19 protein-coding genes are annotated in these 24,558 nt (G+C 71.9%); 6 read left to right on the top strand and 13 right to left on the bottom strand.

The genetic code is table 11. The features are described 5' to 3' along the window. Positions 1 to 5 precede the first annotated feature (5 nt). From KGD87_RS01170 to KGD87_RS01160, 3 genes are all read right to left on the bottom strand, one after another. Positions 6 to 1,901 (bottom strand): OPT family oligopeptide transporter, encoded by a 1,896-nt coding sequence (locus KGD87_RS01170; RefSeq protein ID WP_284665750.1) that lies wholly within the window; start codon positions 1,899 to 1,901, stop codon positions 6 to 8. Positions 1,902 to 2,001: 100 nt separating this feature from the next. Further along, positions 2,002 to 2,487, bottom strand: coding sequence for an FKBP-type peptidyl-prolyl cis-trans isomerase (locus KGD87_RS01165; protein WP_284665749.1), 486 nt, complete (start codon positions 2,485 to 2,487; stop codon positions 2,002 to 2,004). Between the two features lie 72 nt (positions 2,488 to 2,559). Further along, entirely contained in the window at positions 2,560 to 3,837 is a 1,278-nt protein-coding gene (locus KGD87_RS01160) for a dicarboxylate/amino acid:cation symporter (protein WP_284668747.1), read from the bottom strand. Between the two features lie 80 nt (positions 3,838 to 3,917). On the opposite strand from KGD87_RS01160, the gene KGD87_RS01155 reads away from it, so the two are divergent. Continuing rightward, positions 3,918 to 4,556: a hypothetical protein gene (locus tag KGD87_RS01155; RefSeq protein WP_284665748.1), complete on the top strand. Its 639-nt coding sequence runs from the start codon at positions 3,918 to 3,920 to the stop codon at positions 4,554 to 4,556. On the opposite strand, the gene KGD87_RS01150 is transcribed toward KGD87_RS01155, so the two are convergent. From KGD87_RS01150 to KGD87_RS01125, 6 genes are all read right to left on the bottom strand, one after another. Beyond that, positions 4,535 to 5,317, bottom strand: a complete 783-nt coding sequence (locus tag KGD87_RS01150) for a DNA-methyltransferase (protein ID WP_284665747.1) — start codon at positions 5,315 to 5,317, stop codon at positions 4,535 to 4,537. The two genes, KGD87_RS01155 and KGD87_RS01150, sit on opposite strands and share 22 nt — an antisense overlap. 50 nt (positions 5,318 to 5,367) lie before the next feature. Beyond that, positions 5,368 to 6,282 carry a DUF2381 family protein gene (locus KGD87_RS01145; RefSeq protein WP_284665746.1) on the bottom strand — a complete coding sequence of 305 codons (915 nt, stop codon included), beginning with the start codon at positions 6,280 to 6,282 and terminating at the stop codon, positions 5,368 to 5,370. Between the two features lie 51 nt (positions 6,283 to 6,333). Further along, entirely contained in the window at positions 6,334 to 8,358 is a 2,025-nt protein-coding gene (locus tag KGD87_RS01140) for a serine/threonine protein kinase (protein ID WP_284665745.1), read from the bottom strand. A gap of 197 nt (positions 8,359 to 8,555) precedes the next feature. Then, complete coding sequence (locus KGD87_RS01135; protein WP_284665744.1) at positions 8,556 to 9,719, bottom strand: TfuA-like protein; 1,164 nt, start codon at positions 9,717 to 9,719, stop codon at positions 8,556 to 8,558. Further along, positions 9,716 to 10,885, bottom strand: a complete 1,170-nt coding sequence (locus tag KGD87_RS01130) for a YcaO-like family protein (protein ID WP_284665743.1) — start codon at positions 10,883 to 10,885, stop codon at positions 9,716 to 9,718. The genes KGD87_RS01135 and KGD87_RS01130 overlap by 4 nt, the downstream gene beginning before the upstream one ends. 39 nt (positions 10,886 to 10,924) lie before the next feature. Further along, a complete protein-coding gene (locus tag KGD87_RS01125; RefSeq protein ID WP_284665742.1) occupies positions 10,925 to 11,503 on the bottom strand; it encodes a TIGR02265 family protein in 579 nt (192 codons plus the stop codon). 171 nt (positions 11,504 to 11,674) lie between these two features. On the opposite strand from KGD87_RS01125, the gene KGD87_RS01120 reads away from it, so the two are divergent. The 4 genes from KGD87_RS01120 (at position 11,675) to KGD87_RS01105 (ending at position 14,011) form a co-directional block, all read left to right on the top strand. Then, complete coding sequence (locus tag KGD87_RS01120) at positions 11,675 to 12,316, top strand: RNA polymerase sigma factor (RefSeq protein WP_284665741.1); 642 nt, start codon at positions 11,675 to 11,677, stop codon at positions 12,314 to 12,316. Next, entirely contained in the window at positions 12,316 to 12,840 is a 525-nt protein-coding gene (locus KGD87_RS01115) for a zf-HC2 domain-containing protein (protein ID WP_284665740.1), read from the top strand. Before KGD87_RS01120 ends, KGD87_RS01115 begins: the two co-directional genes overlap by 1 nt. After that, complete coding sequence (locus KGD87_RS01110) at positions 12,837 to 13,322, top strand: hypothetical protein (RefSeq protein WP_284665739.1); 486 nt, start codon at positions 12,837 to 12,839, stop codon at positions 13,320 to 13,322. Before KGD87_RS01115 ends, KGD87_RS01110 begins: the two co-directional genes overlap by 4 nt. A gap of 107 nt (positions 13,323 to 13,429) precedes the next feature. After that, on the top strand, positions 13,430 to 14,011 hold the full coding sequence (locus tag KGD87_RS01105; RefSeq protein WP_284665738.1) for a DUF4136 domain-containing protein: 582 nt from the start codon (positions 13,430 to 13,432) through the stop codon (positions 14,009 to 14,011). 52 nt (positions 14,012 to 14,063) lie between these two features. On the opposite strand, the gene KGD87_RS01100 is transcribed toward KGD87_RS01105, so the two are convergent. The 4 genes from KGD87_RS01100 to KGD87_RS01085 all read right to left on the bottom strand — a co-directional run bounded on the left by KGD87_RS01100 (position 14,064) and on the right by KGD87_RS01085 (position 21,806). Next, the gene (locus KGD87_RS01100; RefSeq protein ID WP_284665737.1) at positions 14,064 to 15,038 is read right to left on the bottom strand and encodes a DUF5996 family protein; all 975 of its coding nucleotides are present in this window, start codon (positions 15,036 to 15,038) and stop codon (positions 14,064 to 14,066) included. 130 nt (positions 15,039 to 15,168) lie between these two features. Continuing rightward, a complete protein-coding gene (locus tag KGD87_RS01095) occupies positions 15,169 to 15,756 on the bottom strand; it encodes a glutathione peroxidase (protein ID WP_284665736.1) in 588 nt (195 codons plus the stop codon). Positions 15,757 to 15,791: 35 nt separating this feature from the next. Continuing rightward, the gene (uvrA, locus tag KGD87_RS01090; RefSeq protein WP_284665735.1) at positions 15,792 to 21,095 is read right to left on the bottom strand and encodes an excinuclease ABC subunit UvrA; all 5,304 of its coding nucleotides are present in this window, start codon (positions 21,093 to 21,095) and stop codon (positions 15,792 to 15,794) included. Positions 21,096 to 21,215: 120 nt separating this feature from the next. Continuing rightward, positions 21,216 to 21,806 carry a DUF2378 family protein gene (locus KGD87_RS01085; RefSeq protein ID WP_284665734.1) on the bottom strand — a complete coding sequence of 197 codons (591 nt, stop codon included), beginning with the start codon at positions 21,804 to 21,806 and terminating at the stop codon, positions 21,216 to 21,218. A 144-nt stretch (positions 21,807 to 21,950) separates the two neighbouring features. Here KGD87_RS01085 and KGD87_RS01080 point away from each other — a divergent pair, with 144 nt between their 5' ends. After that, on the top strand, positions 21,951 to 24,239 hold the full coding sequence (locus KGD87_RS01080; protein WP_284665733.1) for a PAS domain S-box protein: 2,289 nt from the start codon (positions 21,951 to 21,953) through the stop codon (positions 24,237 to 24,239). Positions 24,240 to 24,558: the final 319 nt, after the last annotated feature.

Genomic DNA, 24,558 nt, shown 5'->3' with positions numbered 1-24,558 from the left:
GCGTCCTACTTGGGCATCACGCCGAAGGCCTTCGCCATCGCGATGCCGATGCCCAGCAGGCTCTCTCCCGCGATGAAGCCGGAGGACACCGGCAGCACCATGTCGTCCGCCAGCTTCGGCTTCGTGCGGCGCAGCAGCGCGGCGATGGCCGAGCCCAGGAAGAAGGCGATGGAGCTGGAGCCCGGAATCACGATGGCCAGCCCGAAGCCCGCGGGGGACGGCACGTAGGCCTTCGCCTTCGCCGGGGCCCAGCGCTCCAGCAGCACCAGGAAGATGCCCAGCGTGGCGCCGCACAGCGCGCCCACGCGCGCCGAGCCTGGCAGCGCGGCCACGCCCGTGGCGAGCAGCTTCGACACGCCGGCCCACACCATGGAGGCGGGCGCGGGGAACTCCTCGGAGCCCAGCATGCTGGCGTCCGGCACCAGAATCTTGAACACGGGCACCACCACCGCCGCGCCGGCCACCACGCCGAAGAGCTGCGCGACGAACTGCTGGCGCGGGTTGGCGCCCAGCAGCCACCCGGACTTGAGGTCCGTCAGCAGGTCCGCCGCGTGAAGTCCCACGCCGCCCGTCGCGTTGGCGCTCATGACGTTGGCGGGGATGTTGCCCGGCGCCAGGCCGCCGAAGATGAGCTGCGTGACGGGGCCCAGCGCCTTGGTGGGCGTGGTGTCCGTCTCGCCCGTCACCCGGCTGGCGATGACGCCCATCACGACGGCCAGCGGCATGGCCAGCACGCCCGCCCACCACGGAATCTGGAACAGGTAGGCCATGAGGAACACGGCCACCGGGCCCAGAATCGCGAAGCCCAGGGGGAACCACGAGGGCGGGCATTCGATGCCGGCCAGCGGGTCCGCCTCCTCCGCCTTCGCGTCCTTCCCCTTGAACAGGCCGGACAGCGACTTGAAGGAGCGCGCCACGCTGCGCCACTGGAAGGCGAAGGAGAGCAGGCCCGAGGACACCAGCACCGCGGAGCCCGTCCACACCATCCAGCTGTTGATGGAGCGGTAGCTGACCTCGGAGATGGCGCCCTGGCTCACCATGGCCGGGGCCAGGAAGCCGTAGGTGAGCACCGCGCCCAGCAGCATGGACCAGCCCGTGCGGAAGCTCACCAGCGCGCCCGCGCCCACCAGCAGCAGGCTGAACTCGAAGGACAGCGACCACGCCGACGCCTTCTTCCCCAGCATCGTGAAGGGCAGGCTCACCTTCTCCGGGATGTTGGCCAGCCACGTGAAGCGCGCGTCGCGCAGGGCCACGACGAACGCGCCAATGGCACCGGAGATGCCGAGCAGCCGCGACTTGCGCCGGGCCACCTCACCATGGCCGTGCAGCGCGCGGATGGTCTCCGCGGTGGCCGTGCCGGTGGGGAACGGCAGCGCCTCGATGTTGATGAGCTGGCGCTTGATGGGGATGGCCGCGAAGACGCCCAGCGCGGAGATGACGGCGAACCAGACCATCAACCAGCCCGAGGACGGCAGCGTCCCCGTCAGCATCAGCAGCGCGGGCACCGCGGCCATGTTGCCGCCGCCCGTCATGTAGCCCGCGGCCGACGCCACCGAGCCCATGGCGTTGTTCTCCAGGTCGGTGAACTCCGTCTTCAGCACCCGAATCGAGCGCAGCGTGCCGAACACCGCGAAGGCCAGGATGCAGGCGGTGATGGTGACGCCCAGGCTCCAGCCCGTCTTGAGGATGACGTACAGGTTGGACAGGCACATCACCGCGCCAATCGCCATGCCGGCGATGACGGCGCGCACCGTGAGCTGGCGCGCACCACCCTGGTAGACGTGCTCCAACCAGTAACGCTCCGGGTCGTGGGCCGCGGAGGCGCCCGCGTCCCCCGCTACGTCGGACGGTGGGATGCGGAGGTCGCTGGGGCTGGGCGTCTGCGAGGGGGACTGGCTCATGGGGGCCGCGAAGATAATCCACGCCACTTCCCCTCGCGAGCGCGACGTGTGACGGGCGGGCCAACCTCCTGGGCTGGCCGCGCCGCGTCAGGGCGGCACGTCAACCGTGCTCATGCCCGCCCGGCCCGTGGACGTGGCCGTGGGTGAGCTCCTCCTGCGTGGCGGTCCGCACGTCCTTCACGGTGACGTCGAAGTGCAGCGTCTTGCCGGCCAGCGGGTGGTTGAGGTCCACCACGACGCCGTCCTCGCGCACCTCCTGGATGCGCAGCGGGATGTCGCCCTGGTCCGTCTGCGCCATCAACGTCTGGCCGGCCTGCGGCGAGAAGCCGGGCGGCAGCATGTCGCGCGGCACGGTGCGCACGCCCGCCGGGTCGTGCTCGCCGTAGCCCTGGCCGGGCGCCACCACCACCTGCTTGCTCTCCCCCAGGCCCATGCCCTCCAGGGCGCCCTCGAGCCCCGGGACAATCTGCCGGTGCCCGTGCAGGTAGGAGAGCGGCTGCTGGGGCGCGCTCTGGTCGATGACCTGACCGTCTCCCAGGTGCAGCCGGTATTCGAGCGAGACGACGGAATCCTTGGCGACCCTCATGCGGGGCTCCTTGCCGATGACTGCGTTGGGACTGCGTTTGCCGTGGGAAGGTGCGGCGGGAAATGCCCGGCGTCAGGACGCGGAGGGGTCCACGGCTCCCTCTTCGGCCGGGCTGTCGGCCGGCTCCCCGCGCGCCACGTAGACGGCGGCGGCCAGGTCCCCGGTGACGTTGAGCGTGGTGCGGCACATGTCCAGGAAGCGGTCCACGCCCAGGATGAGGCCCAGGCCCTCCACCGGAATCTTGAACATGCCCAGAATCATCGCGATGACGGGGATGGAGCCCGCCGGCACCCCCGCGGTGCCAATGCCCGCCAGGATGCAGATGAACATGATGAGCGCCTGGTCGGACAGGGTGAGCGGCACGCCGTAGACCTGGGCGAGGAAGAGCACCGTGACGCCTTCGAAGAGCGCGGTGCCGTTCTGGTTCATGGCCGAGCCGGCGGTGAGCACGAAGCGCGACACGTTGCGCGGCAGCTTGAGGTTCTCCTCCGCCACCTTGAGCGCGGTGGGCAGCGTGGCGCTGGAAGAGGACGTGGAGAAGGCGGTGACGATGGCCAGCCGGCTGCCGCGGAAGAACTCGATGGGGTTGCGCCCGCCCAGGAAGCGCACCGACAGCGAGTAGACGACGAACATGTGCAGGCCCAGCGCCAGCAGCACCGTGCCCATGTACGAGGCGAGCTGCACGAAGATGCCGAAGCCCAGCCGCGCCGTCATGGAGAACAGCAGCGCGGCCACGCCGAAGGGCGCCAGGCTCAGCACGCCGTCGATGAGCTTCATCATCACGTCGTAGAGGCCCTGGATGGTTTCCCGCAGGCGCAGCACGGGCTCCGTCGGGGTGAGCGCCACGCCCAGGCCGAAGATGAGCGAGAAGACGATGAGGCCGATGAAGTCCCCGTCCGCCGCGGCCTTGATGGGGTTGGTGGGCACCATGGAGATGAGCACCGCGCCGAACGAGGACGCCCCTGGCGCGGCGGCCGCCTGGATGGTCATCCCGCCCTGGGCCAGCGCGCGGGCCTCGTCACTGAGGCCCGCGCCGGGCTGCAGCGTGTTGACCAGCACCAGGCCGATGAGGACGGAGATGGAGGACAGGACGACGGTGTAGCCCAGCGTGCGAGCCCCCAGCCGCCCCACCTGCTTGAGGTCCAGCTCCGCCACCGCCGCGACGATGGCGGAGAACAGCAGCGGCACCACGAGCATCAGCAACAGGCGGATGAAGATCTGCCCCACCGGCGAGGCGACATTGTCCACGACGAAGGCCAGCCAGGGCGCGCCGCCCGCGACGACGTTGGCGACGAGTCCCGCCACCGCGCCGGAGGCAATACCGACGAGCATCTTCTGGTGCGCCTTCATCAAGTCTCCGAGCCCTCCTCGCCGGAGGAGAATGGTCCACGCCACCGGGCGGTAGGCGAAGATGGCATGCTGTCCTCCTCGTGGAAACCCTCGTTCGACTCACCGAGAACGCCGTGCCCCCCCTGCTCTTCCGCCGCCTGCTGCGGCGCTTGGGCGTCGTGGGCACGGAGCGCCTGCGCCAGACCTACCAGACGACCTTCTGGTACGACTTCGGCCCCGCGGCCAACGTGGTGGAGGACATCATCCTCACGCTGCGTCCGCACATCGCCGGCAGCCGCCGCGTGGCCGGCGTGGAGTGGTGGCTGTCACGCATGTACCCGACGGACGTGCGCGTGGACTTCCACCAGGACCGCGACGAGAAGCTCGCGCTGCGCACCGGGGAGCTGGTGCACCCGCGCATCTCCTCGGTGCTGTTCCTCAACCGGGTGCGCGGCGGCGCGCTGGTGGTGACGCGCGAGCCGCCAGACGCGGCCAACCCGTCCCTGGCTCCCGCGAACCTGGACACCGCCGACCTGGTGACGCCCCGGCCCAACCGGCTGGTGACGTTCGACGGCACGCTCACGCACGGCGTGCTGGACGCGGACAACCAGATTCCCGACGGGAAGCTGCCCGGGGCGTCCCGCCAGCGCCGCACGCTGGTGATGAACTGGTGGGGACACCGTCCCACCGACATCCCCGCGTGGGCGGACACGCGCCTCTACCGGGCGCTGGCGCGCTGAGCCTCCTCGCGGGCCGTCTCGCGCAGGCGGTGGGTGACGCGCTCGGCCCACTCCGGCTCGATTTCCAGGCACGCGGGCCGCCGGCCCAGCCGCAGCGCCGCCGACGGCATGGAGCCGCTGCCCGCGAAGGGGTCCAGCACCGTGTCCCCCGGGCGGCTGTACGTGCGCAGCAGCGGCTCCAGGACGGAGAAGGGCTTGTGGTGCGGGTGGCCGCCCCAGCGCTTCGCCTCGCCTTCATCGTCGTAGCCGCCGACGACGGCCCAGACGGTGGGCAGGTCTCCTGGCGCCAGCGGCGGCGCGGGCGTGCGGGCAATCACGAGGGCGACTTCGTAGACGCGGAGCGTCTGCTCGTTGGCGTTCTTGTCAGTGGTGCGCTTGCCCCAGACGTACTCGCCGCGCAGGTGCGGATAGCCCAGCCCGCGCGCGGCGGTGAGGAGGGGCTCCTTGCCCAGCAGGTTCGTCCAGATGATGAGGGGCGCGTCCGGCGTCAGGTGCGCGGTGGCGCGCGACAGCCAGGCCTCGGAGAAGGCGCGGTAGTCGCGCACCGTCTCGAAGCGGACGATGGGGTTCTGGTCAATCTTCTTGTGCGCGCGCGTGTCCCGCAGGTCACCGCCCTTGCGCCGCCGGGTGAGCAGGCAGTACGGCGGGTCCGTGTGGAGCAACGCGGCGCGGGTGTCGCCCAACGCCGCGCGGTAGCCCGACGGCTCGCGGGAATCGGCGTTGACGCAGCGGAGGGACTCGGGCGGGGGGATGGAGGTCATCGGCCTGAGCGGCACCCTACACGGCGGGGCGCGGGGCTCAAGTGGCGCGCTCACCGGGCCTGGAGTCCCTCCAGCTTCAAGGTCCGCTTGCGGCCCTCGTCCCAGAGCTCGAGCGTGTATCGGCCGCGGTCCACGCTCTCTGGCTCGTCCACGATGATGATGACGGGCCGGTGGCCGTCGGGGTCCACCGGGCCCTCCTGCCAGGGAGGGAGTGTCCTCATCCGCTTGCCTTGGGCGTCCGTGAGCGCCACCCCCACCGCGCGCCAGCCATCCCACGCCACCTCCTTCGGCGGCTTGAGCCGCAGCGCGGCCCACCGGGGGGACAGGCGGATGAAGCCCACGCGCCAGGGGGCGACGTCTCCCGTCACCTTCCGGACGGCCCACTTCTGGATGATGAGGGTCCCCTCGTCCCGAACGTCCGCGACAACGGACTCACGGGTGTACTCCGCCCCCGCGCGGGAGCGCTGGAGTTGTTGCACCTGGCGCTCCAGCCGGAGCATCTCCGCCCGGAGTTCCTCCACCTCCTGCCGGTAGGACGCCGCGGAGCGCGCGTGGCGGTAGAGCTCGATTTGGCGCTCCGCGCGCGCGGAATCCACGACGAGCACCACGACGGCGCGCTCGGGCACCGCGCCATCATGGAAGCGGACCTCCAACCGCAGCCGCTCACCCTCCCGAAACGTGGACGAGGGCACCAGCACCAGGTGGTCCTCGGTCACCCCGAAGCGCTGGAACCGCTCACGGCCCTCCAGGACCAATTGCTCGGGGCGGATGCGCGCATCGAAGAACAAGGTGGTGGACAGTCCGGGACTGATGCGGACCTCCGGTGGCGTCACCAGCATCCCAGCCTGGACGTCGATGCGCCGGACCGAGGTGCCAGTGCCTGGCGTGTCCAGTGCCGCGGCCTGCCCCGCGGCGGCCCACAACACTCCCCACGCGAGCACGATGAATGCGGACGAACCATTCAAGAGCGAGTTACCTCCAGCAAGGGCGCGTCCGCACCATGACAGGCTGGAGGCCTACTCGGGCGTCCCCATTTGACCGGACACTTGTGACGTCTTCAGGTTGATGCCCGAACTCATCAGCAGCTCGCCAGGTGTGTCCGACGGTTCGTAGGGCATCCCGACTCGCTTCGGGAAGGGACTGTCAACGATGTTGGCGCAGACCGCCAGCCGCTGGCCGTCGGGCGTCTCCACCTCGGTGATCCAGCCGTAGACGTGCGTCTTGCCCCGGAACAACGTGCCGTACATCCGGGTCCCTCTCGGGAACCTCCCCTCATAGTGACTGACGACCTCATCAACGGCGTGGAGGGTGATGGGGCTGCCGTCTGGCGGCACGGGGATGATGTCTTTCTTGGGGTTGATGTAGAGCGTCTCCCAGTTGCCCATCATCCTGGCCATCTTGAAGCCCCGCTTCCTCATGCCCTCCACCACCTCTGGCGGGCACGTGCGCTGGGGCGGCTCGTCCCGCACCTGAGGCCCGCTGGCGCAGGCGGCGGTGAGGCAGGCCACGGCGGCGGCCTTGCCCAGGGCGCCCCCGGCCGACGGGCGCTTCCTGGGCCGCGCCGCGTGGGCCGCTTCCACCTCCGCGTCGGAGGAGGTCGGTTGTGCGGACACTTCGTCCTGCGCGCCCGTGTCGTGGACCGCGCCCGCGTCCGGAGAGGGCGGCATCGCCTCTGGGAGGGGCATCTCGGAGGGATTCGAAGAACGACTCGTCACTGCGGGACTTCCTTTCTCAATGGGAAGAGACGGGACAGGAGCCGGGTCTCCCGCGGTGGGCAGCGCGAAGCGGCTCACCCCGAACACCACCAACCCCACGCCCAGCAGGGCGGCCACGCCCCACCCCCATGCGACTCGGCGGCTCGTACGCGGTGCCGGCGGCGCGGGTGTCTCCGCCGCGGGCGTCGCCGGCGCGGCTGCATCGCCTGAGGGCTCGGACGCCGCCACGGGTGCGCCCGCGCTCGCCACGGGGGCCTCCCGGGGCTCCGGATTGAGGGGCAGCACCGGCGCGCCACCGGACGACTCCCGGGGCCGGACGGGCCGCGAGGACGTGGAGGCGTCGGGCACCATGCGCACCCGCGGGGCCTCCGCGTCCGCGCCCTCGGGAGGACGGTCCAGCGACACCTTCCAGGCGGGCTGCCGCTTCTCCTTGGCCACGTCCCAGAGGGCCTGGAGCAGGGCCTCCGTGTTGGCGTAGCGGTCCTCGGGGCGCTTCGCGAGCAGCCGCAGGGCGATGTCACCCAGGGCGCGCGGCACCTTCGGGTTGACGACGTGGGGCGCGCGCGGCGTCACCGTCTCGATGGCCGGCAGCAGGCGGTCATACGGGAGCTTCGGGTCGAACGCGTAGCCATCCGTGAGCGCCTCGTACAGCAGCGCGCCCAGCGCGTAGAGGTCCCCCGGCACGCCCGCGTCGAAGCTGGCGCCCTGCTGCCAGGAGCCTTCGCGCAGGAAGGCGACGCACTCGGGCGGCAGCAGATGGGGCGAGGCGGGCGCCACGCCCACCGTCAACGTCGTGGCCGCGGGCAGCCGCACCGTGCCCAGGTCGATGAGGAAGGGGCGCTCGTCCTCGCGGCGGATGAGGACGTTGTCGCCCTTCATGTCCCGGTGGTGCACGCCCCGGCGGTGCAGGTCCGCCATCACGCGGACCACCTCCGTGAAGACGGACAGCAGGTGCGCCGCCGTGGGCTTCACCCGCCAGCGCCACTCGTGGAACGTCTCGCCATCGATGTAGTCGGTGACGAAGTACAGGTAGCCGTCGGGCGGCTCGGGCCAGCGGTCCACGGCGTGCAACGCCGGGAGGTTCGGATGGGGCGCGCAGGACAGCAGCGCCGCGACCTCATGCGCCAGCCGGCCGTTGATGTCCTCTTCCTCCGCCGCGTGGAGTCCCGCCGGACGCAGCGCCATCTTCAGCGAGTAGTGGCGGCCCGCCCGCTCCACCTGGAAGACCCGGCCGAAGCCCCCCGAGCCCAGCGACGCGACGACGCGCCAGGGGCCGACCTCGCTGCCCGGGACGAGCTGATCCGGATGGAAGGGAGGCGACCTCACGGCCACAGTCGTTGCCCTCCACCCGCCCCACCCGCAACGTCACGCGCGGGACGCACGGCCCGTGGCGGCGCCATTCGCGCGGAAGACTCGGTAACCACCCAGGGAGCGGGGCTGGACAAGGGCAACCTCCAGGGTTGACCTTATCGTTTCCCCCGGGGATGTCACGTTTTCACTTACCCGCGAGGTAAGTCCACTGCTCAGGAAGACCCAACGCCCTCCGTTGGGTCCACCGCCTCGGCGGCGTCCGCCCAGGCCCCGCTCAGCCGAGCCTCGGAGGCCAGCGCTTCGTCCCAGGACGGGCCGTCCGGCAGCAGGCGCGCGGAGTGCGTCAGGACGAGCCGCTCCAGCGCGAGCTCCTCACACAGCCGCCGCAGCCCCACCGCGTCCAGTCCCAGGCGGGCGAGGTGGGCCTCACGGCGCGAGGCGGGCACGCGCTGGGCCTGCCACCAACGGGCCTCCTCCTCGGCCACCTCTGCGGGGGAGACGCCCAGTCCCAGGGTGCGCGCCCAGCCCGCGAGCAGCGCCCGCCGCAGTCCCGCCTCGGCCAGCGCCGCCGCGTCCGGGGACTCACGCAGGACGTCCAGCACCTGCCCCGAGGACACGGCGCCCGCCTGCGTCGCCGTCACGTCATCCACCAGCCGCCGGCGCCGGACCAGGGACGACGGCTCACGCGGAGCGCCCTGCGGCGCGGGCGCACCCGAGGCCACCCACTCCCCCGCCGTCCGGAGGCACGCGAGCGCGTCCCGCCGCTTCAGGTCCTCCGCGCCGCGCGGAGACCACGCGTCCCACGCGGCCCGGGTGGACGCGGACCAGCGAGGCGCCACGACCTCCAGCACGCGCGCCCAGGTCCGCTCCTGGTAGAAGACGGACTGGCCCGCGTCGACGAGCGCCCGGGCCGCCTCGCGCGTCAGCACCCGCGCCTGGGCCGCGCACTCCGCCGCGTGCCGGACGTTGACCAGGGGCACCGTGAGCGGACGCCAGCCGTGCTCACCGTCCGCGTGCAGCAGCGCCACCTCCGAGTCATCCACCACCACGCCATCGCGGTACCACTCGAAGATGCGCCCCACGCCCACCACGCCGTGCGGCGCCAGCTCCGCCGCGCGCAGGGCGCCCATGCTGCCGCCCCCGAAGACGGCCACGCCCGCCTCCAGCGCCGCCAGCAGCTCGTGGTGCCACACCGAGGGCTGGGCCTCGAAGACGCCATCCACCAGGGCGATGGCCCGGGGCCGCAGCCGCAGCGCGCGCCACACGTCCCCCTGTCTCGCGGGCGGCAGCACCGTGCAGGGCGCCAGCCGCCTCGCTTCGGCCTCCGGGAGAGAGGGGCCCAGGAACACCACGAGCTGGTCCGCGCGCCGCTTCATAGGAGCTCCGAGATGCGCATGTCCGGCACCACGACCTTCTGAACGTGAAGGCCCTCCACCGGGGACGACAACGCCACCGCCGCCGCCCGCTTGAAGCCCGCGCGCCGGAGCAGCGCCAGCACCTGGCGCACCTGCTCCGCCGCGGCGCCCTTCGCCTTCGCCCCCAGGTCCGGCATGTCCGCGGCGCGCCGCCGCGGACGGACCTGGGCACAGGCCTCCGCGAAGCCCCGCGCCGCCTCCCGGTCCGCGGCGGCCACGTCCTCGCGGGCGCCGTGGATGTCCGTCAGCCGCGACTGCGCCGCCTCCAGCAGGGCCTTCAGCAAGGCCGCCTCGCGCGTCAATGCACACGCATAACCCGCGGTGAGCGGCACCGGGCCCTCTTCCAGGTCCACCAGCACCGCCGCGCCCACCGGCAGCCCCACCGCGCCCCGCGTGCGCGCGGCGGGCGTGGCGTCGAAGAGGTACACACCAAAGCCCCGCTCGCGCAACGCTCCAGCCAGGGCCTCCACGGCGGGAGCGAGCTCGCGCAGCTCGGGCGTTCGCAGCAGCCGACGCTGGACGACCGCTTCCGTCCACCCCTCCGGCATCATCCGCGCGAGCTGGTCCCGCTCCGTGGCCTCCAGCAGCGCGTGCAGCAGGGCCCGCCGCGCGTCCGGGTGCGCGCCGGAGCCGTTGCTCGTCCACGCCACCGCCACCGGCCCCACCCCGAGGCTCCCGGAGGGAGGCACGTGCACGCCCTGCGCGGGCACCCATACCGGCTCATCGGAGTACAGGTTCCACGCCTCGAGCCAGGCACAGCGCACATGCGGGCTCCACAAGCGCGGCGCCACCAGCGCCCCCGCCGAGCCCAGTTCGTCGGCGCCCCACAGCTCGCCCAGGTGGCCCTCCAGCTCCGCCCGCGAGCCCCACACGAAGGCGCCCGGCACCACCGTCTCCGCCGCCCACAGCTCCGCCGTCTCCAGCAGCGCGCCCCAGGCCGCGTCGTCGTAGGAGAGGCCCTTGCCGTTGCACACCTGGAGGACGTGGCCTCCCGGCCGCACCGCGCACGCCACCTCCACGCCGGTCCGGTCCAACCCGGTGACCCGCGCCACCCGCGTCACGCCCATCGCCTGGGCCAATCGTTGTTGAAAACGCCGCGAAGACAGCTCGTCCCTGGGAGCCTGCACGGGCGCGGACCTTAGCCTGAACGCATGTCCGGCGGGCGCTCACTCCCACGCGCAGTGGTACTCGCAGTGCGGTGCCCCCCGAGCCCTGCACATGGGGTGGGTGACGCGCACGGCTCGGCCGCCACACAGCTCGATGGCACGCTCATGCCAGCCGATGATGGTCAGACAGTCCGGCTCGGTGACGCTCTCCGCGCCGAAGGTCCGCAGTACCGCCGCGCATGGGCCTGTCTGCTCATAGGTGCGCGAGCCCACCGCGTAATAGAAGCGGTAGATTTTCGGCGCCTGGCTCAGCAGGAAGTGCGGTTGGCCCGCCTTGACGAAGACGTGCTGCGGGCCATGCAGCGCCTCGTGGGCGGAAGCGCGCCCCATCTCCAGGAAGGCCCGGTCCTTGTCCTCGGGCGACATCACCCCGGCGATGGCCGCGTCCAACCGCAGGTTCAGCTCCAGGGGATACCAGCTAACGGGAAGCAGCATCTTCCGCAGCAGCGCCTGGTCCTCCGCGGGCAGCCGCCGCAGCACCGCGTCCACCCCGACCTGCCCACCGTGCTGGCGCAGCATGTTGAGCCGCGAGATGAGCACGCCCCCCTTGATGCGTGAGCCAGTTCCTTGGGTCAACATGCCCCCGTCCCAGGTAACAACCGCCCACCCATTGTCCCCGCGTGGACTGCCCGCCATCAACCCGGGAAGGCACGTTTCCTGGGCTGATAACTTGAAATCCATGGACAACCAGAAATCACTGTCGGAAATCGGCCAAAATTAACCTTTATCTCCGTCCGGGGTTGGAGCCACGTGAGCATCAGGGAGACAGGCGGCCGGGTGGTGTCCCTCCCCGCGCGCATGGCCCGGGCGGGGCTGGAGCGCGCGCCGGACGAGGCGCTCTGCCGCGCCTTCCTGGAGGGTGAGCCGGCGGCCTTCGAGGTGCTGGTGACGCGGCACCGCTCGCTCGTCTTCTCGCTGGTGCGCCGCTACGTGACGCGCCCCGAGGACGCGGCGGACCTGGTGCAGAGCGCCTTCCTGCGGGCGCTAGAGGCCTCGCGCCGCTTCTTCGGGCGCTTCACGCCTTCGGGGCCGGCGCCCTTCCGGGCCTGGCTGGTGCGCATCGCGCTCAACCTGGCGAAGAACCACGTCCGTCAGGGCCAGCGGTGGCGCCCGGTGCTGGTGGCCTCCGGGCCGGACGACGTGGTGGAGGACCCGTCGGAGTCCGCGCAAGAGCGGCTGGAGCGGGCCGAGCGCGAGCGGCAGGTGCGCGCCGAGGTGCTCACCCTGCCCCGCCGCCAGCGCGAGGTGCTGACGCTGCGCGTGGACGGCGGGCTGCCGTTCAAGGACATCGCCGAGACGCTCGGCATCACGGAGAACAATGCGAAGGTGCAGTTCCACCATGCGATGAAGCGCCTCAGGGCGCGGGTGGGCGCACCCGAGGAGAAGCACTGATGACTGCGTGCCCTGACCAGGAGCAGCGGCTGGACCTGCACGCCGCGGGGGCGTTGGAGGACGACGAGGCGCTCGGACTCATTCAGCACCTGGAGGGCTGCGAGGGGTGCCGGCAGGCGCTCGCGTCCTCCCTGGAGCTGCTCTCGCTGGTGGCGCTGCCCGCGCTGTCGCCCCAGGAGAAGACGGAGCTCCAGGAGCTGCCCCGGCGCACGCTGTCGGAGTGGCGGCGCGGCGCCCGGCGCCAGGGCCTGGGCTTGAAGACGCTGGGCGCGCTGGTGGCCACCGCCGCGGCGGTGACGGTGGTGCTGCTGGTGCCCGGCGCGTGGCGGCTGCCAGGCCTGGGACCGGCGGAGACGCCCGTGACGGCGACGGCGGCGCCCGCCACCGACGCCGAGGAGCTGGACGCGGAGACGATGGCCGCCATCGAGGCCTGGGCGGGGCTGGAGCCGTTGGACGCGGTGCTGCTCGAGGACTCCGAGGGCTGGGACGAAGCGCTCGACTTCGATGTGGGAGAGACGCTGTGACGACGAGGGTGCGAACGCGGATGGCGGTGATGATGCTGGCCCTGCTGCCCTGGGTGGCGGTGGCCGCGCCCACCGGGCGGGAGGCCCGCTTCGAGGAGCGGCTGGAGCGCGCGGAGCAGCGGCATCGGCTGCGGCAGGTGTTGGAGCTGTCGGAGGTCCTGGGGCTGGACAACGCGCAGGCGCTGAAGCTGGAGGAGACGCTGCAGCGCTTCGACGAGCGCCGGCGCCCGCTGCGCAAGCAGGTGCGTGAAGCGGCGCGCATCCTCCACCGGGCGGCGCGAGGCGACAGCGAGGCCCTGGCGCAGGTGGACGCGGCGGCGCTGGGGGCCTTCGAGGCACGCGAGCGCATCGCGGCGCTCGACAAGGAGCTGTACCTGACGCTGGCGAAGACGCTGCCCCAGGAGAAGCGCGCCCGGCTCGCGCTCACCCTGGCGCGCGGCGAGGGCCGCCAGAAGATGAAGCGAGCGCCCGGGAAGGATTAGCACCGAAGCCGGGGAGGACCGGGCATCCCGCCCGGCGGGCCCCGCCATGCCGTGGCTACCGTCAGGGAGGCAGCGGCGCGCACCGCGCCGCCACCGAGGAGGCTTCCTTGCGGCTGCTCACCCGAATTGCCCCACCGCTGCTGGCGCTGGCTTTCGCCGCGTGCTCCAGCGTCGACGTGAACACCCACTATGACCCTTCCGCAGCGCAGAAGCTGGAGGGGTTCCGCACCTATGCCTGGCTCCCGCAGCCCACGGGCAAGGACGACCGCGTCTACAACCCCATCGTCGGCGCGCGCGTCGAGCAGACGGTGGACCGCTACCTGCTGGCGCGCGGCTACCAGAAGGTGGAGTCCACCGCCAACCCGGACTTCCTCATCGGCTGGCACGGCGCCATCCACAACGCGCTGAAGGCGGAGACGGTGGACGCCTACTACGGCTACCCCTGGGGCGGCCCCTTCACGGACCCCTTCTTCGCGGGCGGCGCCGTCACCATGCCGCAGACGGAGCTGCGGGAGTACGAGGAGGGCTCGCTCATCCTCGACATCGTCGACCCGCGGTCCAGGCAGCTCGTCTGGCGCGGCACGGCCCAGGCGGAGCTGGACGAGAACGCCAGCACGGCGCAGCAGCAGCAGCGGCTGGAGGAGTCCGTGAAGGACGTGCTGGAGCGCTTCCCGCCCAAGGCGAAGTGAAGGCCCCGCACGCGCACCGGCCTCGCGGTGACGCGCTCCGCGAGGCCAGGCGTCAAGGCGCTGGCTGCTCGGCGGCCGTCCCCTCCTCCACGGCGCGGGACGCGCGCTGGGACTCGGGGACGATGAGCGGCCGCTCCAGGCGCTCCCGCTCCCAGCCGCCCAGGTCCGCGCAGGCCGCATAGGTGCTCTGGAGGAAGTCGAGCAGGTACGCCTTCGGGTCCTCCGCGCGCCGCACGTCGTCGTACGCCAGCAGGTACTCCTTGATGTGGGCGTCGTACCGGGCCTTGGCCGGGCGCACACTGGCGCGCGCGAAGCCCTCCGGCTCCGGGGCCGCATAGCTGTAGAAGGCCGCGCCGCCCGTCGCCTGCATGCCGGGCCAGAAGCCCGCGCTGCTGACCTCCTCGCAGTACGCCTCCTGGGTGATGGGGTCCGCCCCGGGACGGTCCGGCGCGGGACGGCCGGAGAAGCGCGTCACCGCCAGGTCGAAGCTTCCCCAGAAGAAGTGCACCGGGCTGCACTTGCCGGTGAAGCGCGCGCGGAACTCCTCGAAGACGAGCGTGGCCTGCAGCAGCGCCCGCCACCAGCGCTCCACGGCTTCACCGTCATAGCTGGCGTGGTGCCAGTCCTCACCAAAGGGCGTGGTGTCGTCGGGAATCTCGACGGGCTGCTCCCAGACGCGCGCCTCGATGCCCATGGAGCGCAGCGTCGCCATGAAGTCCCGGTAGAACTCCGCGACAGGCCGGGGCTCCAGCGCCATCACCCGGGAGGTCCCACGGTTGGCGTGCACGTGCAGTTCGTGCGAGCGGAAGTCGAAGTCCACCTCGAAGGCGCCATTTCCGAAGGGGATGAGCCCCGTCGTCATGCCCCGCGCCGTCACGCGGAACGCGACGTTCCACCAGTGGTTCTGCGGCGGCGTCAGCGCCAGCTTCACCTTGCCGACGACCTGCGTGTACCGGTGCAGCGTGGCGTACGTGTCCTTCCACGCCTCCAGCGGCAGCGGCGGCCACGCCGTGTCCCGGGTGTCCATGAGGCCTCCCTTCAAGCCGAGTCGGCATTCAGGGTGAGCCCCCACCGGCGCCCATGCCAGGGCGCCAGCCAGGGCCGCATGCCACCAGGGCGGGGACCAGAGGGCCAGCCCCCACGCGCCCTCTCAAGGACTACGGCTGCGCGAGCGCGCTGTCGATGGCCGCCTTCAGCTCGGCGCTGTCCGGCGTCACCGCGCTGGGGAATCCGGCCTTCACCTGACCGTCCTTGCCCACCACGTACTTGTGGAAGTTCCACTTGGGCGCGGGGTGGTGCCGCGACAGGAACGCGTAGACGGGCGACTGGCCGTCCCCCTTCGTCTTCACCTTCTCGAACATGGGGAACGTGACTTTGAAGCGCAGCTCGCAGAACTTCTTGATGTCCTCCGACGAGCCCGGCTCCTGGCCGCCGAAGTCATTGGACGGAAAGCCCACCACCACCAGGCCCTTGTCCTTGTATTCCTGGTGGAGCTTCTCCAGTCCGGCGTACTGCGGCGTGTAGCCACACTCCGACGCGGTGTTCACCACCAGGACGACCTTGCCCAGGTAGCCGGACAGCTTCTCCGGCTTGCCATCAAGCCGGTTTGCGGAGAGGTCATGGAAGGACATGGGCTTCTTCTCGCTCGTGGGTTCGGACTTCGCGGGGACAGGCTTCGGCGCCGCGGCCAGCGCCGGGGAGAGGACCAGCGCCGAGGCCAGGGTCAACAGGGGGAGGGTTTTCATGCCGCTCCCCAGGATGCCCCAGTCGCCCCCTCGTTTCACGCACGCCGCGCCGCGGCACGCGCGCGGGTGTCCTCGCCCGAAAAGAGCGACTTGAGCACCCGGCCGGTGGGCGTCTTCTGCTTCGCCACCTCGCGAGGCGTGCCCTCCGCGACGAGGTGGCCCCCCGCCTCGCCCCCGTCGGGCCCCAGCTCCACCACATGGTCCGCCGCGCCAATCACGGACGGGTGATGCTCGATGACCACCAGCGTGTCGCCGCGGTCCACCAGCCGGCCCATGAAGGTGATGAGCTTCTCCACGTCGCCCAGGTGCAGGCCGGTGGTGGGCTCGTCCAGCACGTACAGCGTGGGCTCGTGCCGGGCGGAGGCCGTCAGCTCGGCCGCCAGCTTCAAGCGCTGGGCCTCGCCGCCAGACAAGGTGTTGGAGCCCTGGCCGAGCTGGAGGTAGCCCACGCCCAGGTCGGCCAGGCACTCCAGCGGCGCGGCCACGCGGGGCAGCGCCTTGAAGACGTCCTTGGCCTCGTCGGCGGACAGGCGCAGCACGTCGCCAATGGTGAGCCCGTGGTAGCGCACCTCCAGCGTGGCCGCGTCGAAGCGCGCGCCGTTGCAGGCCTCGCACGGCGTCACCACGTCCGGGAGGAAGGACATCTCATGGGAGATGGCGCCCTGCCCATCACACGCGGTGCACCGGCCGCCGCTGGCCGAGTTGAAGGAGAAGCGCGTGGGCGAGAAGCCCTTGATTTTCGCCTCGGGCGTGGCCGCGAACACGCGGCGCAGCTCGTCCCAGATGCCCAGGAACGTCGCCGGCACCGAGCGCGGCGTGCGGCCGATGGGCGACTGGTCCACCGACAGCACGCGCTTCACCGCCTCCGCCCCGTGCAGCGAGGTGAAGGGGCCGGGCTTCGCCGTGACGCGATCCAACTTCTCGCGCAGCGCCGGGTACAGCACCTGGCGAATCAGCGTGCTCTTCCCGGAGCCCGACACGCCAGACACCACGTTGAGCCGCCCCACCGGCAGCCGCAGGTCCACGCGCTTCAGGTTGTTGGCCCGCGCGCCCTTGAGCTCAATCCACTGCTTCGCCTCGCCCCGGCCCGAGGGGGGCCGCACCTGCGCCTCCTTCAACGCGCGCGCGGTGGGCGAATCACTCTCCAGCACCACGTCCGGCGGCCCCTCCGCCAGGATGTGCCCGCCGCCCCGGCCGCCGGTGGGCCCCAAATCCAGCAGGTGGTCCGCCGCGCGGATGGTGTCCGAGTCATGCTCCACCACCAGCACCGTGGAGCCCGTGGCCACCAGGGCGCGCAGGTTGTCCAGCAGCCGGTGCGTGTCACGCGGGTGCAGGCCGATGGTGGGCTCGTCCAGCACGTACATGGCGCCGGTGAGGCCCGCGCCCAGCTGCGCCGACAGGCGCAGCCGCTGCATCTCCCCGCCCGACAGCGTGGCGGCGTTGCGGTCCAGGGACAGGTAGCCCAGGCCCACGCGCTCCAGGAACTCCATGCGGCGCAGCAGCTCCTGACGGGACGGCTCGCCCAGGAGCGCCCAGTCTCCCTTGAACTTCCAGCCGCGCACCCGCGTCAGCGTGGACGCCACGGACGCCTGCACCACCTCGTGGTAGCGCGCGCCCTCCAGCCGCACGCCCCGGGGGACGGGGGCCAGCCGGCTGCCACCGCACGTGCGGCACGGAGCGACTTCGCCCTCGGCCATCGCCTCGGCGCCGCCCTGGATGCCGGTGCCCTCGCACGACTCGCAGCGGCCCTGCTTCGTGTTGAAGGAGAACCAGCGCGGGTCCAGCTCCGGCACGGCGACGGCGCACTTGGGACAGGTGCGCTCGGTGGACAGCAGCGTCTCGCCCTTGCCGGCGTCCACCTTCACCGCGCCCTGGCCCCAGCCCAGCGCCTTCTCGAAGACCTCGCGGTCCAGCTTCGACAGCTTGCCCTCGTACATGACGAGGTCGATGTCGTGCTCCCGCGTCTTCGCCAGGCGCGGCGGGTCATCCGTGGACGCGAGCTTCCCGTCGACGATGGCCCGCGAGATTCCCGCCCGCGCGGCCCCCGCGAAGACGTCCAGGTAGGTGCCCTTGCGCGAGCGCACCGCCGGCGCCAGCAAGGTGCCTTCGCCCTTCATCCCTGTGAGCTGCGCGAAGAGCGCGTCCGGCGACGCGGAGGTGATGGGCGAGTCGTCCTTCGGGCAGTGCGGCTCGCCCAGCTTGGCGAACAGCAGGCGCAGGTAGTGGGCCACCTCGGTGACGGTGGCCACGGTGCTGGTGGCCCCCGCGCGCGAGGTGCGCTGCTCCAGCGCCACCGACGGCGGCAGCGAGCTGATGCGCTCCACGTCCGGACGCGGCATGGAGGGCAGGAACTGCCGCGCGTACGGGCTCAGCGTCTCCAGGAAGCGGCGCTGGCCCTCCGCGAACACCACGTCGAAGACGAGCGAGCTCTTGCCCGAGCCGCTCGGCCCGGTGACGACGGTCATCTTCCCCAGCGGGATGCGGCACGACACGTCATGCAGGTTGTGCTCGCGCGCGTGCTCGACCTCGATGGCCGGCACCTCGCCCTTGCCCGGCTTGCGCAGCTTCACCGCGCGGCCCAGCGGCTTGCGCTCGCCCCGCAGCGCCTGCGCGGTGGCGCCCTTGCCGCGCGCCACGTCCTCCGGCGTCCCTTCGGCCACCAGCCGGCCACCATCGCGCCCGCCCACCGGCCCCAGGTCGATGACCCAGTCCGAGGCCTTCATCACCGCCACGTCGTGGTCCACCACCAGCACGCTCGCGCCCAGGTCCACCAGCGCATGCAGCGCGGTGATGACGTGGCGCACGTCCTCCGCGTGCAGGCCGGCGCTGGGCTCGTCGATGAGGAAGAGCGTGCCCCGCGCCTCGCTGGCCAGCGCCCGCGCCAGCTTCAAGCGCTGCGCCTCCCCGCCGGACAGCGTGGACAGCGGCTGCCCCAGCGGCAGGTAGCCCAGCCCCAGCCGCGCCACGGGGCCCAGCGTGCGCTTCAGCGCCGCGTCACCGCCGAAGTGCTGGAGCACCTCGTCCACTGTCATCTCCAGCACCTGGGCCACGCTGAAGCCCTGGTGGCGGACGGCCAGGACCTCTTCCTTGAAGCGCCGGCCGCGGCACACCGCGCACAGCAGCGCCACGTCGGCGAGGAACTGCATCTCCACCGTCTCGTAGCCCTCGCCCGAGCAGGCCTCGCAGCGGCCCTTGTCGACGTTGAAGGAGAAGTGCGCCGCCGAGAGGCCGCGCACCTCCGCGTCGGGCTCGGAGGCGAAGCGCTCGCGCAGCCGGTCCCACGCCTTGGTGTACGTGGCCGCGTTGCCGCGCGAGGTGCGCCCCAGCGGGGACTGGTCCACCAGGGTGACGGCCTCCACCGCCTCCATGCCCTCCACCGCGTCCACCGCGCCGGGCGCCTCCACGTCCTTCACGCCCAGCCGCCGCGCCAGGTGCCGGTACAGTACCTCGTCCATCAGCGTGCTCTTCCCCGAGCCGCTGGGCCCCGTTACCGCGCACAGCACCCCCAGGGGCACCTCCACCGTGAGGTCCTTCAGGTTGTGCTCGCGGGCGCCCCGAATCACCACCGCGCCGGTGCGCGGGCGCGGCGCGCGCGCCTCTTCCTCCACGCCGGCCAGCAGCCGCCCCGTGGGCAGGTCCTGCTGCTTCGCCAGGGCCTCCGGCGTGCCATCGAACACGAGCCGCCCGCCCTGCTTCCCAGCCCCGGGCCCCAGCTCCAGCACGCGGTGCGCCGAGCGGATGACCAGCGGGTCATGCTCGATGACCAGCGCGATGTTGCCCCGCTCCGCCAGCTCCGCGATGGCCTCCGTCAGCGGCGGCACGTCGCCCGGGTGCAAGCCCACGGTGGGCTCGTCCAGCACGAAGAGCGCGCCGGTGAGGGACGTGCCCAGCGCGGCCGTCAGGGACACGCGCTGCGCCTCGCCGCCCGACAGCGTGCGCGCGGGGCGGTCCAGCGTGAGGTAGCCCAGGCCCACCCGCTGCAGGTAGCGCAGCCGGCCGGCCAGCTCGCGCCGCGCCAACTCCCCCTGCCCCGTGGTGGTGCGCAGCGCGTCCAGCCGCGCCAGCGCGTCCGTCAGCTCCAGGTGGTGCCACGACGGCAAATCCAACCCGCCCACGCGGTACGCACGCGCCTGGGCGTTGAGGCGCCCGCCGCCGCAGCTCTCGCACAGCGTATAGGCGCGATAGCGCGCCAGCAGCACGCGCACGTGCATCTTGTACGTGCGGCCCTCCATCCACCGGAACCACGCGCGCACGCCCGGATAGGCGCGGCCCTCGTCGTAGTCGCCCTCGCCCTCCAGCACCGACTCGCGCTGCTCGGGCGTCAGCAGACCCCAGGGCTTGTCCCACGCAATCCCCCGCGCCTTGCACCAGCGCTGGAGCATGCCGCGCTCCCACGTGGTGGACTGGCCGGACCAGGGACGGATGGCTCCCTGGGACAGGCTCAGCTCGGGGTTGGGAATCACCTTGCCCCAGTCGATGCCGATGGTGCGGCCAAAACCCCGGCAGGCGGCGCACGCGCCCACTGGCGACTGGTAGCTGAAGAGGCCGGGCCGCGCGGCCTCGAACTCCCGCGCGCACTTCGGACACACCAGCCCGCGCCGCAGCCGCTGGGGCACGCCCTGGCCGGGGACGAAGAGGTGCGCCTCGCCGTCCGCGCGGCTCCACGCGTCCTCCAGGGCCTGCGTCACGCGCGACAACTGCGCGTTCGTCAGCTTCACCCGGTCCACCACCACGCGCGCGACTCCAGCCGGGTCGGTCGCCTCGGCGGGACGGAGTGACTCCAGCGCCTTCACCTCGCCCTGCACCATCAGCCGGTGGTAGCCGTCCTTCAGCAGCCGGGCCCGCGCGTCCAGGAAGGCCGCCGTGTCGGGGATGCGCAGCGGGAAGGTGAGGATGGCCTGCGCGTCCGCGTGCTCGCGGATGGCCGCCGCCGCCGCCACGCGCGCGTCCGTCCGCACCGCCTCCACGCCGCAGGTGCCACAGACGGGCACGGCTTCACGGGTGAAGAGCGCGGACAGGTACGGCTCCACGTCCGCCAGCGTGGCCACCGTGGAGCGCGAGCTCTTCACGGGCGCGCGCCGGTCCACGGCCACGCCCGCGGCCACGGGCTCCAGCGCGTCCATGGGCGGCCGCTCCAGCCGCTCGAGGAACTGCCGGGCATACGGGCTGAAGCTCTCCACGAAGCGCCGCTGCCCCTCGGCATACAGGGTGTCGAGCGCCAGGCTCGACTTGCCGGCGCCAGAGACGCCGGTGACGCAGACGAACTCCCCTTCCGAGAGGTCGACCGACAGGTCCTTCAGGTTGTGCGTCCGCGCGCCAACGAGGTGAGTCTTGTGCATACGGGTCGCAGGTTTAACGACTGGACACTTCGCCGCCAATCACAACTGAGGGAGAACCCGCGGTGACTCGCCTCCCTGGCTGGCGGTGTAGCGGACGCCTGAGCGGGCCCGCGGGCCCGCTCAGGCGTCCGTCCAGCGCACCCGCAGGGTGTACCCCGTCGCCTGCCGCTCCAGCACCTCCACCTGGGGCAACACCTTGGTGCGCAGCAGGACGCCCTCCACCACGCCGGCGACGAAGTCCGGCAGCGGGTCCGGGTCCACGACGCGGATGCGCCACTCCCCCGCCTGCACCGGCTCCAGCAGCATCTTCATGTCCTCACGCCCCGCCCGTAGATAGGTGGGCAGTCGCGTCAGACACCGCTCCGTCCCCAGCAGGGGCGCGGCGGTGGCGAAGATGCGGCCCACCAGCGTCAGGGCGAACCCCTCCACGTAGCGGTGCCCCAGGACGCGGTTGGCGGCCTCGGGCGGCAGCCCCACGCAGACATGGCGGCGGGCCACCCCCAGCGCCGCCCGCCACACCGCCAGCGGGTAGTACTCCTGCGACGCCTCCATGTCGTAGCCAATGTCTCTCAAGGACTGGGCGAAGGACCCCGTGGGCTTCAGCGCATGGACGAAGAGCCCTTCGAAGTTCCGCCGAGGCACCTGCACCGGCAACGGGGGTGGCTTCCGCGGCTCGATGGCCGTCTTGTCGTCCAAGCCCCGCCGTTCCATGAGTTCCCCCTGTCTCCACCGGTCCTGCAAGCCAGTGTAGCAGCCCGGGCGCTTCGTCACCTCCACGCCACACCGGCACGGCACCCGTCTTTTACAACAGCAGACGTCGTGCAACGATGCGCGTTCGTCATCAAGAGGAGTCCCATGCGGGTCCTGATTGTCACCCAGGGGGGAGGGGCGGACCTGGCGCCAGTCGAGTCCTGGCTGCGAGCGCAAGGGCACACGGTGGTCACCGTGACGCGCGAGGCGGACGTGCCCGCCGCGTGGCGCAGCGGCACGTGCGCGCTGGTGATGGTGGATGCCCGGACGGACACCTCCCGCGTCCCGCTGGTGCGTGCGCTGCGCAGCCTGCCCGGTGGGGAGGAGTCGGTGCTGCTGCTCCTGGGCCACCGGGGCGCGCTGGGCTCACTGCGGCCCGCCTTGGAAGCCGGCGCGGATGATTTGCTCGCGTGGCCCGTGGATGAGGAGGAGCTGGCGCTGCGGCTGGAGCTGGCCCGCCGCCGCTTCGTCCGGCGCGAGGGCCGCAAGGACCTGCCCTTCGGAGATGACCTGAAGGAGACGCTGCTGGCCGTCAGCCCCGTCCCCACGTCCATCACCACCATCACCGAAGGCCGCGTGGTGGCGGCCAACGAAGCCTACTTCGAGCTCTTCGGCTACACGCGCGAGGAGGTCATCGGGCGCACCACGGTGGAGCTGGCGCTGTGGGAGACGCCCGTGGACCGCTCGCAAATCGTGGAGAAGCTGCGCCGCCACGGCACGGTGCGCGGCGTGGACGCGCAGTACCGCACCCGCGAGGGCGAGCTGCGGCACACCCTGCTCTTCATGGGCCTGGTGCCCTACGGCGGCACGCCCCACATCATCGCCTTCTTCCCGGACATCACCCCGCTCAAGCACGCGGAGGAGAGCCTGCGCCGCTCGGAGGTGAGCTTCCGCACCCTCATCGGCAGCCTGCCGGACCTGGTGGCCGTCTTCGACACCAGCGCGCGCGTGCGCTACGCCAACCTCAAGGTCGCCACGGCCCTGGGCTACGAGAGCGTGAACGAGCTGCTGGGCAAGCACATCTCCGACATCATCCCGAAGGAGGACTTCGCCAGCGCCGACGCGCGCATGCACGAAGCCCTCCGCACCGGCCGCGCGGCCCTCCAGGAGCGGCGGCTCGTCAAACGCGACGGCAGCGTGCTCCACGTGGAGTCCACCACCTTCCCCCTGCCCTTCGACGGCGAGGACTCCATCGTCTCCGTCTCCCACGACTTGACGGAGCGCTACCAGATGCAGGCGCGGCTGATGCTCGCGCAGCGCATGGCCTCCGTCGGCACGCTGGCCGCGGGCGTGGCGCACGAAATCAACAACCCCCTGGCCTACCTCACCGCCAACCTGGCCTTCGCGCGCGAGGAGCTCGCCCGCGTGCTGCCCACCGGCACCCGGAGCGTGGAGCCGCGCCTGGCGGAGGCGGTGGCCAGCGCCCAGGCCGCGCTCGCCGAGGCCCAGCAGGGCGCCGACCGGGTGCGCAGCATCGTCCGGGACTTGAAGACGTTCAGCCGGGTGGACTCAGCGGAGAGCACGGAAGTGGACGTCCGGCAGGTGCTGGAGTCCACGCTCAACCTGGCCACCACGGAGATTCGCCACCGCGCCCGCCTGGTGAAGCAGCTCGACGCGGTCCCCTCCGTGGTCGGCAACGAGTCACGGCTGGGACAGGTGTTCCTCAACCTGCTGGTGAACGCCGCCCAGGCCATTCCCTCCGGGACGCCGGAGCGCCATGAAATCCGCGTCGTCACCCGCCTTTCGGGCAACGGCCGCATCTGCGTGGAGGTGTCGGACACGGGCGCCGGTATCGCCAAGGAACACCTGCCGCGCCTGTTCGACCCTTTCTTCACCACCAAGGAGCCCGGCGTGGGCACCGGACTGGGCCTGTCCATCTGCCACGGGCTGGTGACGGCCCTGGGTGGGGAAATCCACGTGACGAGCGAGCCGGGCAAGGGCTCCACCTTCCAGGTGCTCCTGCCCCCCTCGCAGCGGGTGGCGGAGCGCCCACCGCCCGCGCTGCCGCCCGCTCCCGCGGAGAAGCGGGGCCGGCTGCTGGTGGTGGACGATGAGCCGCTCGTCTGCACGGCCCTGGGGCGCACGCTGCGTCCACACCATGACGTCACCCTCTCCACCCGGGCCCAGGAGGCCTTGGAGCGCATCGAGGCCGGCGAGCGCTTCGACGTCGTCTTCTGCGACCTGATGATGCCGGGCATGAGCGGAATGGACTTCTACTCCGCCCTCCAGGCCCGCCACCCCGAGCAGGCCCGGCGGGTCATCTTCCTCACCGGCGGCGCGGTGACGTCTCAGGCCCGCGCCTTCCTGGAGTCGGTGCCAAGCCCTCACCTGGAGAAGCCCTTCGCTGGCAGGGAGCTCCTCTCCCTGATCCAGGAACGGCTCGCGCACGCATAGCGAATTGTCAGCCTGTGGAAGATTTGGACAGGCCGCCCCACCCCCTGCCCCTATCCTCCCCACCCCCCCCGGCCGCTGGGCAGGGAGCCGTCCACGGGAGACATGCGCGGAGTGTGCTTTCCGTGACTTCCCAGTGACACGACGCTCCCAACCCTCTGGAATCACGGCATTTTCATGACGGCGGATTCGGACCTGCGGGGCTGGTACGCGGGTTGCTGAGGCACTGACGCGCCGCACCGCGAGTCCACGCGGAGCGTGCGGTCGGGCGAGGTCCGGGACACCGGAGCCGTTCGGCGGAACCTCTCGCTCGGAGGCGCTC

Source organism: Myxococcus sp. SDU36, assembly GCF_030168875.1.
Lineage (GTDB): Bacteria > Myxococcota > Myxococcia > Myxococcales > Myxococcaceae > Myxococcus > Myxococcus vastator.
The sequence above is the reverse complement of the archived record's forward strand: the minus strand, read 5'-3'. Positions and strand labels throughout refer to the sequence as shown.